The sequence below is a fragment of the Spirosoma migulaei genome, assembly GCF_054776855.1.
In genome coordinates this window covers 20,315-33,468 of sequence record NZ_BAAHBG010000008.1, presented here as the reverse complement: position 1 = coordinate 33,468, position 13,154 = coordinate 20,315, and the positions used below count along the sequence as shown (strand labels likewise).

The 13,154-nt window shown below is 47.9% G+C and carries 15 protein-coding genes; 3 read left to right on the top strand and 12 right to left on the bottom strand.

Annotated elements, in window-relative coordinates; genetic code table 11:
• The 6 genes from ACYVGO_RS09875 to ACYVGO_RS09850 all read right to left on the bottom strand — a co-directional run.
• The coding region (locus ACYVGO_RS09875) for a hypothetical protein (RefSeq protein WP_460969106.1) at positions 1-1,070 on the bottom strand (1,070 nt) is incomplete at its 3' end.
• A gap of 211 nt (positions 1,071-1,281) precedes the next feature.
• Positions 1,282-1,836 (bottom strand): hypothetical protein, encoded by a 555-nt coding sequence (locus ACYVGO_RS09870; RefSeq protein ID WP_142775516.1) that lies wholly within the window; start codon positions 1,834-1,836, stop codon positions 1,282-1,284.
• Positions 1,837-1,875: 39 nt separating this feature from the next.
• Positions 1,876-3,264 carry an alkaline phosphatase family protein gene (locus ACYVGO_RS09865; protein WP_460969105.1) on the bottom strand — a complete coding sequence of 463 codons (1,389 nt, stop codon included), beginning with the start codon at positions 3,262-3,264 and terminating at the stop codon, positions 1,876-1,878.
• A 107-nt stretch (positions 3,265-3,371) separates the two neighbouring features.
• Positions 3,372-4,598, bottom strand: coding sequence for a metabolite traffic protein EboE (eboE, locus tag ACYVGO_RS09860; RefSeq protein WP_460969104.1), 1,227 nt, complete (start codon positions 4,596-4,598; stop codon positions 3,372-3,374).
• Positions 4,595-5,761 (bottom strand): 3-dehydroquinate synthase, encoded by a 1,167-nt coding sequence (locus tag ACYVGO_RS09855; protein ID WP_460969103.1) that lies wholly within the window; start codon positions 5,759-5,761, stop codon positions 4,595-4,597. Before ACYVGO_RS09855 ends, eboE begins: the two co-directional genes overlap by 4 nt.
• 191 nt (positions 5,762-5,952) lie before the next feature.
• A complete protein-coding gene (locus ACYVGO_RS09850) occupies positions 5,953-6,942 on the bottom strand; it encodes a glycosyltransferase (protein ID WP_460969102.1) in 990 nt (329 codons plus the stop codon).
• A gap of 321 nt (positions 6,943-7,263) precedes the next feature.
• Here ACYVGO_RS09850 and ACYVGO_RS09845 point away from each other — a divergent pair, with 321 nt between their 5' ends.
• The 3 genes from ACYVGO_RS09845 (at position 7,264) to ACYVGO_RS09835 (ending at position 9,589) form a co-directional block, all read left to right on the top strand.
• The gene (locus tag ACYVGO_RS09845) at positions 7,264-8,016 is read left to right on the top strand and encodes an SDR family NAD(P)-dependent oxidoreductase (RefSeq protein ID WP_460969101.1); all 753 of its coding nucleotides are present in this window, start codon (positions 7,264-7,266) and stop codon (positions 8,014-8,016) included.
• A gap of 269 nt (positions 8,017-8,285) precedes the next feature.
• Positions 8,286-8,729, top strand: a complete 444-nt coding sequence (locus ACYVGO_RS09840) for a hypothetical protein (RefSeq protein ID WP_460969100.1) — start codon at positions 8,286-8,288, stop codon at positions 8,727-8,729.
• A 116-nt stretch (positions 8,730-8,845) separates the two neighbouring features.
• The gene (locus ACYVGO_RS09835; protein WP_460969099.1) at positions 8,846-9,589 is read left to right on the top strand and encodes a carboxypeptidase-like regulatory domain-containing protein; all 744 of its coding nucleotides are present in this window, start codon (positions 8,846-8,848) and stop codon (positions 9,587-9,589) included.
• On the opposite strand, the gene ACYVGO_RS09830 is transcribed toward ACYVGO_RS09835, so the two are convergent.
• The 6 genes from ACYVGO_RS09830 to ACYVGO_RS09805 form a co-directional block, all read right to left on the bottom strand.
• Positions 9,560-10,231, bottom strand: a complete 672-nt coding sequence (locus tag ACYVGO_RS09830; RefSeq protein ID WP_246859290.1) for an alpha/beta hydrolase — start codon at positions 10,229-10,231, stop codon at positions 9,560-9,562. The genes ACYVGO_RS09835 and ACYVGO_RS09830 overlap by 30 nt on opposite strands.
• Before the next feature lie 13 nt (positions 10,232-10,244).
• A complete protein-coding gene (locus ACYVGO_RS09825) occupies positions 10,245-10,754 on the bottom strand; it encodes a PaaI family thioesterase (RefSeq protein WP_142775508.1) in 510 nt (169 codons plus the stop codon).
• 2 nt (positions 10,755-10,756) lie between these two features.
• Positions 10,757-11,287, bottom strand: a complete 531-nt coding sequence (locus ACYVGO_RS09820) for a DUF4442 domain-containing protein (RefSeq protein WP_142775507.1) — start codon at positions 11,285-11,287, stop codon at positions 10,757-10,759.
• 52 nt (positions 11,288-11,339) lie between these two features.
• Positions 11,340-11,801, bottom strand: coding sequence for a DinB family protein (locus tag ACYVGO_RS09815; RefSeq protein ID WP_460969098.1), 462 nt, complete (start codon positions 11,799-11,801; stop codon positions 11,340-11,342).
• A 114-nt stretch (positions 11,802-11,915) separates the two neighbouring features.
• The gene (locus tag ACYVGO_RS09810) at positions 11,916-12,311 is read right to left on the bottom strand and encodes a MarR family winged helix-turn-helix transcriptional regulator (RefSeq protein WP_460969097.1); all 396 of its coding nucleotides are present in this window, start codon (positions 12,309-12,311) and stop codon (positions 11,916-11,918) included.
• 301 nt (positions 12,312-12,612) lie between these two features.
• Positions 12,613-13,080 (bottom strand): DUF6932 family protein, encoded by a 468-nt coding sequence (locus ACYVGO_RS09805; protein ID WP_142775503.1) that lies wholly within the window; start codon positions 13,078-13,080, stop codon positions 12,613-12,615.
• Between the last annotated feature and the right edge of the window lie 74 nt (positions 13,081-13,154).

Genomic DNA, 13,154 nt, shown 5'->3' with positions numbered 1-13,154 from the left:
TGACAACCTGAATAGGTATAGGTTTCAGTCGTTGTATAATCCTGATCGACTGCCAATGGGTGTTTAACGGTACTAACGACATTTGTTGCAAATCCCTGTTCGTTAGTCTGGCTAACAGTTGTTTGCTCTGAAAACGTCTCCATTTTTTTACTGATCGAATTCCAATACAAATAGTTGGAAGTGGCCAGAACACCCGATTGCCCAAATTCGGATGTTGGAATCGTGTTCGGAAATCCTTTGAAAGCAGGTAGAGAGGCACTAGCCGGCTTTGCATTACCCCAGGTCTGAGTGGTTGTTCTGGTGAGTGTATCACCAACATACTCAGCTAATTTGGTTTGCCGCTGCTGGTTGTCGTACGCCCAAATGACTTTATAATTGCCGGGAATCGTGATTGACGTTGCTAACCCATTCTGAATCGTAATCGGACGAGACTCCAGCGCTCCTGATTTCTCAACGTAATCGATCAACACATTCTGCTGATAGGTCCAGATTTGTAGCGGCCCTGTTGGACTACCTGGAATCTCGTGCGTTACGGCTGGGTCATAGTCGTAATGAGTTTGGGCTGTTTTCGTTGCCAGAGCACCGGCTCCATCGTATTCGTACAACTCGCTAACGGTCGTGTTCAGACCATACGCGCCCACCGTTCGCTTGCTTGCACTGGTCAGCCTGCCATTGGTGTATGAATAACTGTTGGCCATGGCTATCTGTTCAGTGGTGATTTTACCCGTAGCGGTGGTTATCGTGACGAGTTGCGAGTTCATCTTTGTCAAATACCCATCCGCATCATAACTGTATAAAACGGTTGTGGTACTTGTTTGTTGATTCGTTGCGGGTGTTGATTGCTTCGTAAAGGTGGCTACGGTTTTGGTCAGATTACCCTGCGGGTCGTACTCATAGGTAGTTTGACTACTGGTAGTGGAAAGTGCCGATTTGGATACAGCGTTGTACTGCTGAATCCGGCAGTCGCCTTGCGGATTGGCTTCCGTTGAACTACGGCTGCACCCCGCACTTATCCAGCCGATAAGTAGGCTGATCAGGAGCCTGCATGAGAAAGTGAAAATCGTTTTCATGACGTTTGAACGTTGATCTCTTGGGAAAGAAGGTCATTCTGACTTCTAAAGACATAGACGATCAACGCGTAGAAAACGCTGGCAGGAAAGCTTCTTTTTTTTATAGTCGGCTTGGGATGGTACTTCGTGATGTCAGATGTAAGCATCTGACATCACATTAACCTTTTCGTGATGTTGCCACGCAGAACTAGCTATTTTTTCTTAAAAATGGCTAGTTCTGCGTGGCAGTTGCACTAAGGGGATTGTGAATAGCCATTCCGGCTACGTTAAAGCAGGAATTTTGATTGTCGCTCTTGCACTCAAATAGATCGAAGGATTCAACACCTTTATCCAGTCGCTCGAAATAGAGAACGAAGGGGACTTTTTCATCATTCTTGATCTCGCGTGACTCGGGTGTCATGGGTATGCCTTCCGTTTTGACTAGTGCATAGGTTTTCTTTCCATCGGCCGAGGCCAGTACCGCTTTTGGGTTGAACGAAATGCTACTGGTGCCGTAGTAATTGTTGTCGCGGCCGTTCGGGTCTTTGCCGAACGTTAAATACAATACCGTGTAGCTGGCCGTCAACTTAATGTCTGTGACCCGAATATCGGGGTCCTGCGAGTGACCAAGTCCACCCTGTGGATCAGGATAAAGCCGGGGTTGTACAACCGCCAGAGGCTGGTAAGGCTGGTAGTATTCAGCACCGTCGGCAGGGGCGTTGATTGCCGCTGGCCGGTTCGACGTACAGGCAGAAGCGAGCAGAATGAGGGCAAGGAAGGCTTTCATAGAGTTAAATTACAGGCTTTCAGCCTAATAACCAAGAACTCACTTCATCTGTTTTTCGGATAATTCTACCGATAATGTGTCCCAAATTCGGTCGTACACGTCGGTAGCCGACAATGACTTTCCTACGTTTTTGCTGCTGACAAATACAGGATGATACTCAGGGGCCGTGTTTATTCGCCCGTGTGATCCTTTCACAAGTGTAGCATCCAGCGAAATGACGTTCATCAGATAGCGGAACCCCAGTAATTTGCGACCTAGTTTATAACCCGCTTTGAGTTTGATAAGTGGGTTGGTTTGGTCCATAAACATCTCAACAGGATCGTAACCGGGCTTTTGGTGAATAGCCACCAGTCGGGCAAAATCCGGAGCCCGGGCATCGTCGAGCCAATAGTAGTACGTAAACCAGCTTTCGGCGTCGGCAACTACGACAAGGTCGCCGGAGCGTTCGTGGTCGATGTTGTATTTCTTCTGTTGTTCTTTGTCCAGAACCAGTTCAATACCCGGTGTCTTTTCCAGTAACGATCGTACTTTATCGAAGACCGCCGGGTCATTTATGTACACATGAGCAATCTGGTGGTCGGGGGTGGCAAAGGCAGGTGAGGCACCGGCATCGAACAACTCCAGACCCCGCTCTTCGCGGTATCGGATCATACCGGCTTCGCGCAGAATTCGGTTAATGTGAATGGGCTTACTCACATTCGTAATCCCGTATTCCGACAGCACAATTACTTCGGCATTTTGCTGCTCATAGTATTGAATCAGATCGCGACAGACGTCATCGATCTCTTTTAGATCATTCGCGATTTTTGAGAAATCCTGACCAAATTTCTGTAAGCAATAATCCAGGTGCGGCAAATAAATCAGCGTCAGGGTTGGATTGTGCCACTTATCGACCAGCATAGACGCATCGGCAATCCAGCGCGAACTTTTAATGGTTGTAGCAGGGCCCCAGAACTGGAACAACGGGAACGTACCAAGCTCTTTCTGGAGCCTGTCGCGGAGGTTGCCGGGCTGCGTATAGCAATCCGGGATCTTCATGCCGTCTGATGGGTACTGGGGGCGGGGCGTGGCCGAAAAATCGGCGGTGGAATACATATTGTACCACCAGAACATTTTGGAGACAGTAAAGCTGGGGTCAATCTTCTTGGCCCGTTCCCAGATTTTTTCACCCGCTACCAACTTGTTCGACTGCTTCCAGAATTTGACTTCCGAATCGGTCCGATCGTACCAGCCATTGCCAACAATACCGGTTTCGCTCGGCCACTTACCGGTTACGTAGGTAGACTGTACCGACGTGGTTACCGCCGGGAGCATGGGGTCGATTGTGGCCTGATGTTTATTGGCAAACCACTGTTTCAGAAAAGGCGTGTGTTCGCCAATCAGCGAATACGACAGGCCCACAACGTCGAGTACTACAGTCTTTTTCATGCGTTAATGAATAATGTAGAATTAATAATTAATAATGCAGAACGAATGTAGTTGTGTATTAAGGTTAATTACTGGTTCATTATCCATTGTACATTACCCATTTTACATTATTTTCTCCCAATCACCCACTTCATCTCCCGGTCAATTGAGTCAACTATGCCTAGTTTCAGATCGGCCGGTAAAACATCCCAGGTGTAGGTTTCAACTTCCATCTGGTTCGTAAACTTACTGGTGTTCTGCAAGCTAAGCGTAGCCAGAATGTCGTCCTGTGTTGAGTGCAGAACGCCATATTCGGCTATAAATATCGGTACATGGAAATGGGAGCGCCATTCCACATGGTCGTCGTTGAATGCGTCCAATGCATCGGGTAAATCGGCAAAGCGGAGTAACTCGCCCGATCGTGTACGCGCTACTACCTGATGCAGATAGGTTGGTTCATTGAACTGGGCAAAAGCCCGACGTACAGTCTCCCGTCCTGCCGGATCGTCCGGGAACTCGGCTTTTAGCGCAGCACTGATCTGTACCTTCCCAACCCGTAAGTTATAAGCTTTCAGCTTTGCCAATACCTCGGCTGGTTTTTCGTAGCCCACTGCAACATGGCAAACATCGAAACACAACCGAACATGTTCGCAAATCGCGTTCTCGGCCTGTTCGTCGGTTAGCCCAAATTCTTCACTGATCTGCTCGATACCCATAGGCAACAGGTAGTCTGTAAACCAGGTGATGAACTCGTCCGTTGTTTCAATGATCCCATCGGGTTCGGGCTCCAGATCGAGGTGCATCAACCGGTCGGTTTGCTGCCGTAACCGCATCAGATCAGCTACTACTTCGAGCACATTTTGAGTCGTCTGCGAAAAAATATAATCACGGGCGGCAGGTTGTTCCCATTCGAACCAAAGCCGGTAAGAGAGGGGCGAGGTGGACACTCCCCCCTGAATGGCATTGCCTAATTCATCGACTGGTAGCAGAACGGATAAAATCCGAAATAGCCGTTTCGTGTAGTCAACGCGCGCTTCGGTTGTCCAATCCGGCGTATGCACCTGATCTTTAACAACTGTATGGTGAAAGCCGCCAAACGGGAACCCGTTCATCGTGAATACATAACAGTCATTATTGGCCAGCCAGTGTTGGAAGGCTACCAGATTTTCGGGAAGCTCCAGTTCTTCGCTGGCTATGTTTGATAACCGAAGGCCGATACCAAAAGGCGCATCGGGCGATAGCCGTTGTTTTAATTCTGGAATGGCCTGTTGTAAGGCCACAAAATGATCGGTCCAGGTTTCGCCCGCGTGGATGTTGGTACAATAGCCGATGTGTCCGAGAGCAGGATACTTCATACGAGTTGGGCCTGTTGTTCCTGTTCCTTAAGCGTAGCAATTGCCTGTCGAACGAGATCAGGGTTCATCTCATGCACTTCAACACCCTTACCGATGTCTTCCAATAACATGATGGTAAGCTGACCGCCTAAGTGTTCACGAAATTCAGCCAGACCTTTGAGTACGCCCGCACTATCATTCGCATCGAGCATGGGTTGGTAAAGCGAGAATCCCAGCGTCCGGAGTGTGGCCAGAATACGGTTGGTATCCACCGCGGTGAGCCAGCCGAGTTGCTGCGAGTACAGGCTATCCATGGCAATACCAATAGCAACGGCCTCGCCATGACGAAGCTCAAAATTGGTGAGCTGCTCCAGTTTATGGGCACTCCAGTGGCCAAAGTCTAATGGGCGTGATGAACCCATTTCAAAAGGGTCGCCCCCCGAAATGTGTTGCAGGTGCATTTGGGCGCATCGGTGAATGAGGTAGTCCATTGCCACCGCATCGCGGGCGGCAAGTGCCTGTGCATTGGCCTCGATCCAGTCGAAAAAGCGAGCGTCTTTGATCAGCGCTACTTTAATCGCTTCCGAAATGCCCGACCGCCAGTCCCGGTCATCGAGCGTGGCCAGAAACGAACTGTCGTTAAAGACGGCAACGGGAGGGACAAACGTACCCAGGAAATTTTTCTTGCCCCGGTAGTTGACGCCGTTCTTGACACCCACACCTGAATCGTTCTGCGACAGTACGGTTGTTGGTATCCGAACGTGGCGGATGCCCCGGTGCGAAATAGCAGCCGCATAGCCGACTAGATCCAGGATTGACCCGCCACCGATAGCTATTACATACGAGTGCCGGTCAATGCCATATTTATCCACAGCATCCACGATCTTTTCGACGAATACGGGTTCGTTTTTGGCGGTTTCGCCACCGGGAATGATTAGTAAGTCGGGGATAAGTTCAATGAAATCAGCGTGTTGACCGAAATACGTATGAATCGCTGATTGTAGATTGGGGTGGGCTTCAATAACGCCCGAATCAATGACGAAGAGAAGCTTCTTCCGGGTTTCGTCGTTGGACTGCTGCTTGAAAAAATCGACCAACAGAGAGTTGGCCTTATCAAAAAGCTGTTTGGTAAAGAAAACGGTATAGGTAAACTGAACACTAAATGCCTGCTGCAAATGATCCATGAACGGATAAAGATAGTTGAGTAGTACTGTCTTTATCTGTCAAAAATACAATCGAATCGTTAATGGTTCCTTAAAATGGCCTTGTAATGCAGAAAATAAGCGTTTCGCGTTTAGTAAGGTGCATGGAGCGGGGAGCGTGGGGCAGGGAGTATGGCGAGCGGTAACCCTGCTCCGTGACCCATGCCCCCTGCTTACAGGTAAAGAACCTTGTATTTGAAGGCCCCATGAAGTCGCCAGTAAACTGACAGAAATGGGGTGGCCAGGGCTGTTAGTACAGCATGTTTAATAGTTGTCCAGGTTAAGGGGTCATGAGGTAGATGCCGTATAATTAAGTCCGCCGATAAGATAGCCCAGATGCTCAGACCAATCATGGCCATAGCCCCCTGCCCCGTTAGTAAACCGATCAGGCTGAGGCAGACACTGATAACCGATACATAATACTGGATTACCTGACGGCGATATGATGGGATACGTTCCCGAAACAGGCTTGGATGCCGTTTGTACAGCAATGCATCGTAGCTATTATTCCGTTCGTCGCGGAGGAGGCCATACCAGGGGCAGGGGCGGATATGATAGACAACTACCGCTTCGGTACATTTTCCAATGGGAATCCCTGCCTGAATGAACTTGAACTGGAGATCGCTGTCTTCGCGCCAGGCCGTATCAAAGGCTTCTTCAAATCCGCCTACTCGTTCCAGCGTCGATTTTCGACAAAAACAATTGGCCGACATAAACTCAGCTCTTTTTAAGATGGTGGCCGTTCGGTCGAGGGGGGTAGGCTGGTTGGGTAAGTGCACGCGTAGTTGCCCGCTCATTACCTGCGCTCCACGTTTGAAACAAGCTAAAGCCGACATAAGCCATTCGGATTCAGGTAAGCAGTCGTCATCTGTGAAGGCAATAACTCGACCCCTGGCCGCCCGCCAACCCCGATTTCGGGCGGCAGCCGGACCTTGTCGTTCGGGTTGACCCAGGTAACGAACTTCAAGCGGCCCACCGTCCCGGGCAATCTGTTTGGCAAAAAGATGGACTGCCATTTCGGTTTCCGGCGAATTACCTTCATCCACCACAATGATCTCGAACTGATCGCGTGGAAGTCGTTGACGTCCGAGTGCGTCTAGACATTTGAGGAGTAAGGCCGGTTGCTGATACGTGGGAATCACAACCGAGAATTCAGGTAGCATAAAAACGCGTAATGAAAAGAATAGTGATAAGACTGGTGGGCCTAATTGGCAAGAAACCCCTGTTGCCCGAGGTATAGACTGGCTTAATAACTCGTGTTTTCTGGAATTACAGCCTGCCCAGTGTAATACAAAAACCTAACCAAAATCGGTGGTAGTTTATTAAATGGCGATATGTCTGGTAGTAAGTTCTTGTGATATAGTTAGTTGTATATGGTTAATTAGTTTTGGTTTAAACATAGGCATAGGATAAACGATACGTGCCAATAACAAACGTTCAGTAGCTGGTTTATCTTTGCAGAACCAATTTTATTCATCCTATTTATGTCTCGTATTGCACTTATCACAGGCGCTACCTCTGGTATTGGCCGCGCTACTGCCGAAGCCTTCGCTGATCTTGATTTCCGGTTGATTCTCTGTGGACGTCGGCAGGATCGGTTAGATGAACTACAGGAACGGCTGAGCCAACAAACAACGGTTACAACGCTTAATTTCGACGTGCGCAACTGGCTTGAAGTCGACGACGCAATCCGTACGTTACCGGAAGAATGGCAGGCGATTGATATTCTGGTGAATAGCGCCGGTAATGCACATGGCATGTCGCCTATTCAGGATGGATCGACTGACGATTGGGACCAGATGATTGACGGCAATGTGCAGGGATTACTGTATGTTTCGAAAGCAGTTATGCCCGGTATGGTTGAGCGAAAAAGTGGTCATATTGTTAATCTAAGCTCGGTGGCGGGTAAAGAAACGTACGCCAACGGCGCGGTGTACTGCGCTAGTAAAGCCGCCGTTGAAGCTCTCAGCACCGGCATGCGGCTGGACTTGACCCAACATGGTATTAAAGTGACGAATATTGCTCCTGGCGCGGTGGAAACTGAGTTTTCGGTAGTTCGTTTTAAAGGAGATGCCGAGCGGGCAGCTAACGTGTATGCTGGATTTACGCCCCTCACTGCCGAAGATATTGCGGATACAATCGTGTTTGCTGTAACGGCTCCCGCTCACGTTACTATTGCCGACATGACAATTCTGGCTGGTGCGCAGGCCGCTCCTACAACAATTTACAGGAAGTAGTCCTGGATTAAGTAAACCCGCCCGCTGGAGCTCATTAATTCCAGCGGGCGGGTTTGTTGTGATTGGTTAGAACTACCCCAGATGAAACTGGCCAGGTGAGTATATTTCTACTGTATCTGCTGAAGACGACAGTACCTGCTTGTTTTGCATTTTTCTGACAGTGAATTAATTAACAAAACTATATTTTTAGTTAAAATGGCAAAATTCCTAAAATAATGCCGCATCGGCTCCGTTATCCAGATAGGTTTCATCCTTAATATTTCTGTCCAATGCGCTCATTGTTCTTCGTTTCCTGTCTCATATGGATCTATCTGACACCGCTTTCTTTACGGGCTCAAGGGGTGGATAAAGAACTTACCTATGCTGTGTCGATACTGGTTGATGACAAACCGATTGATATAGTGAAAGGAATCCCCATTACGGCTAAAAACGTATGTATAAGTGGGCAACTTTCTACAAAAAGCAGACAGGAGCATCCCGAACTCAATCCAGATGTTGAGATCAATAAAGCAACGATCAGTTTAGTACGAGGTGCCGAACGAGTGAGTTTTATCGACTGGGCAGGCAACGAACCGCTGGCAATCGTTTTATCAAAAAAAGCAAAGGCTGGTGATCGGTATGTAATTCAGTTTGACGAGGTGAGTGCTCAGACTAGCCAGGGGGCAGCGCAAAAATTGAACGGAAATAGGGTTTATCAATTTTCCTTGTATTAACTTGTTAAAAGCAAAAACGCCTGTATTTCTTTGTTTCTTTTACCGGACATCTTATTAGGTCAAGGCCATCCGGCACCAATTAAGGTTTACCCGAATTGACACCTGCCCAAATCCCTATGAAACGAATTCATCTTACAATTGATACACCTTGTCAGCAGCATTGGCAGAAAATGAAGTCTGTGGATACGGGGCGGTTTTGCGATCATTGCCAGAAAACGGTGGTAGATTTCTCCGGGCTGACAGATCAGCAGATTGTAGAGGTGGTTAATCAATCTACAGGTTCAACCTGTGGGCGTTTTCGACTAAGCCAACTCAATAGAAAATTACATGTTCCGACGCCAGCTTCTCAGGCACCAGTGCGTTTTTTTAGCTTGTTAGCGGCAGGATTATTAGGCTATCAAACGGTAAAGGCCGAAACACAACCCCTGCTTGTTGTTCCTGCTACTACGCAAGCTTCAGAAAGCTTTGGCCACATTGCTAATCAGTTAGTTGTTGATGGAGCCACATCAACGGACTCATCGCGGGTAATTACTGGGCGGGTAGTCGAGAAGTCATCTGAAACGGGTCTTGCGGGTGTAAGTATTGTTCTGAAAGGAACATCAACAGGCGTTAGTACAGATTCTGCCGGACACTTCCAATTGAGTGTTCCAATGGAACAGAAAGATGACTTGATTACGCTGGTTGTAGCCTCAATCGGCTTTCAAACGCAGGAAATACAACGACGCCCCGACCAGGCTACCCCAATGTTGGTCAACCTCAATGAAGATACTACAGCGCTGGGTGAAGTGGTCGTTGTGGGAGGCTACAAAAAGCTATCGTTCTGGCAACGATTAAAGAATCGTTTCCGGGCTGGCCACTAATTGTTTCAACACACTAGGCTCCACTTTGTGCCCACCGTCAAAAGCAGTAATCTTCAGCGTGGGTATATCGGTTTGCAATCGATTCAAGTAGCCGTTTATATCCTTTAGCTCCAGCAGGTATTCGTCCTGCCGACCATACACGTAATGAGTTTCAGTCGTACTAAGCGTAGTTGGGTTAATAAGATCGGCGAGACCGTGAGGTAGGTAACCTGCCCATAAAATGAGCCGGTCGACATGGACATGGTTGGCATTGAGCCACCGACAGGCCGTAGCTGCACCTTGCGAAAATCCTAATACGGTGACCTGTAAGTCAGCTTCACCTGGTTTGCGCCCATCCAGCATGAGGTTGTAAAGTGAATTCAGGTAAAGGACGTAATCGCTGATTTCATGATCACGGTCTTCGCGGGTCATCCAGGAAGCGCCAATGCGCTGATAATTACCGTCGGTATAGGAGCGGGATAAGCCTTCGGGCACAACAACCAGGGTTTGACCGTCGTCCAGATCTGTAAATTTACGGCTGAAATACTGAGCTAGCTGACCAAAACCATGCAGACAGAACCAGATGTGTTTTGTCTGATCAGTTAACTGTCCTATGGTGTAATAGCGGGCCGTGCGCTGAACAAGCAAGTGGTGTTCTGTCATAAGTTGGAGGAGGTTATCGCCATGGAAATAGCATGCAGGTCGTGGTGGCGTGGGCGTAGAGTTTTCCTTGTTCATCCACGATTTTTCCTTCGGCGGTTGCTACGGATCGTCCGGCGTGTACAAGTGTTCCAATGGCCAGGACTTTGCCTGTTTTAAGCGTCAGTGGACGGATGAAGTTAACCTTCAGTTCGAGCGTAGTGTAGCCTGTTCCGATGGGTAGCGTCGAGTGGATCGCACAGGCCAACGCGGAGTCGAGCAGAGTGCAGAAAACACCGCCATGAACAGCACCAATCGGATTGTAATGAAATTCCTGTGGCACAATCGAGAAAACGACTTTGCCTTCTTCTACCGATTCAATACCCATATCGAGGGTATTGGCAATGGCGGGTGCAGGATACAGACCGGCCATCATGCCCTGTAAGTAGTCCATTCCCGACAGGGTAGCACCCACTTTTGCCCCAATTGTCTGATCTTCCCACGAATAGGTCCGTATCCGTTGCGTTTCGGTTTGCTCTGTAGTCATAATTACCGCTGAAATCGTGATTGTTGCCTGTCGTTTTTGCGTTGCTCATAATGCTGCTTATCGGCGATGTAGCATAGCCTTTCGAGTTCCGCGTGTACAACGGATTGCTTATCGAGCCACTGAATTGTAAAGACATGCTCCGTCTGACCATTAGCAGCTACCTCTGTACGAATGGTTGCCAGTTGCTCGTCGGTAATTTCGAAGCGGGCATAGAGTGTCTGTCGACCGGGTTTGCGAAACCGGATACTAGCCGATTTATCCCAGACAACGTACCGATTACCCAGAATACGCAGGAGCATCACCATATAAAACGGGTCGGTGGCGGAGAACATACTGCCGCCAAAAATGGTACCTACGTAGTTGTATGTCCAGATAGTTCGACGCAACCGTACATGCACTTCTCGCCAATCGCTCGACCAGAACAAAATTTTGCCGCCTGTTCCGAAATACATCGGATACCAGTTCAGTCCTGTCCGAAACAGCCATGATTTAGCCGATTCGGTACGGTTAGTTTGTAGAAAAGCTGGTTTCATCTGTTACTGCTTATGGCGTGGGTAAATACAGGCGCCAGCTAGTTGAAACGCCTTATATAACCAGAGAAAACTCTTTCCCCTTTTTGATCGCCTGCGCAATTTGCCCAGCGTGATAGGAGTTATGATGCATCAGAAAAGACAGCACTTGCATACGCGGTACTTCGCCAAAAGGAGAGGGAATAATTTCGGCCCATTGGTCATCGCTGGTCTGTTGAATATGATGGGCAACCATGGCGAAACTATCGATTACCAGTTGCTGAATCGACGCTAAGTCAAGAGGTTTACCTTCGTCCGAAACACCACCAGTGGCCTGAAGCGGAATGCTGATTTCGTGTCCAAAAAGTAAGCTGGCCATCCGGTGCATTGATTCGGCCGTATGCAGGGCAATAAAGCCTGCCGAAGCGGTTTCTGGCGTTAACCGGTTGCGGTAATTGTCGGCTGTCAGCTTACGAATCGGCCCCTGTGAAGCGGCCTGGCTCATTTGCCAGAGTTGGGATAAGAGTTCTGTTGTCATAGTAGGTAGGATTTATTAAACACAGAGGAACAGAGAATAAATCACAGAGAGCACTAGAGAAAAATTTGAAACACGGTGTTCTCTGTGTTATAGTCTCTGTTCCTCTGTGTTTACTTATTTTAATAGTTTATCCGATAATGTAGAAAGCCCCTCAACGGCATTGGGGCCAAGTTCTTCCCAAACATGCTGGTTGAGCGATTTCCAGATTTTATGGCATCGTTTGGCCAATAGGTGGCCTTCTTCGGTAAGAAATAGGCCGTTTCGAAGGTTATCGGTTAGCCAGCCATTTTTTTGCAGAAGCTGAACATCCCGGCTCATCGCTGATTTCTCGATTTGCAACCGTTTCGATAACTCGGATTGCCGAACGCCCGGTAGCGCAAAGATGTGCATCAGCAGACCTGCCTGCGCGAATGTAACGCCCTCCTGCGTGAAGGCGTCGTTATATCGCCCGGTCATGATCCGCGCCAACATCCGCAATCGACCCGCAATGCAATAGGTTTCCGTATCCATTCTGTAAAGATTAATAATGAAAGTTGTATATGCAACTTTTGCAATCAAAAAAATAGCCTGTCACTAGGTTGGCAGGCATATGCATTACGATGCTGGACGCTTCCTTGATACAACCAGGGTAGAAGGGTATTCATCCAACAGGGCTATAAGCTGCTGTTGATATTGGCCCTTCAAACGTTGTTCTTGAATATACATAAGTCGATTCGTCTCCGGCGATAGCTTTTTGAGCATACGATTCGTATCCGCCAGTAACTCTAGCACATCATTTATCTGCTGTTCTGTTGATTTGGGTCGTGCCATATTACAATATTAACTCTAAAAAGCCTTTCTCACCAGAAGTGTCTTTATTCTTTTTAAATCGTTTTTGCCATGCCGCTCTATACTGTCGAGTTAGCTGATAACTAGGGTGTTCGGCTGGATAAATGGGGCATATATATGCATCTAAACCATTATCATGAAGTGAAATTGTGCTATAAAACTCAATCAGTCCATCTTCAAACGGTTCATAGAGATAATGAGGAATAAATGTGACAAAATCAATATCGTTGGGAAATGGTTTATTAGTAACAAAACTGCCGTCAATCCATTGTGTTAATCCCGTGAGGCCCACCCTAGCACATAAACGGTCGTTATAAGATTCCCATTCCCGAAAAAGTCGTTGTCGATGAGCATTAGTGCTAAATGCTTTTACGAACAAATTAAAAAAGTCATCTACTTGACAACGGTGGCGACCTGGCGGTAAAACTCCATCTCCTGATAATTCAAGCATATATTCTATTTATGGGGCAATTCTTTAGTCTTTAGTTTTCTTTCTGAAGTATTCTAAATTAATAGACATACACA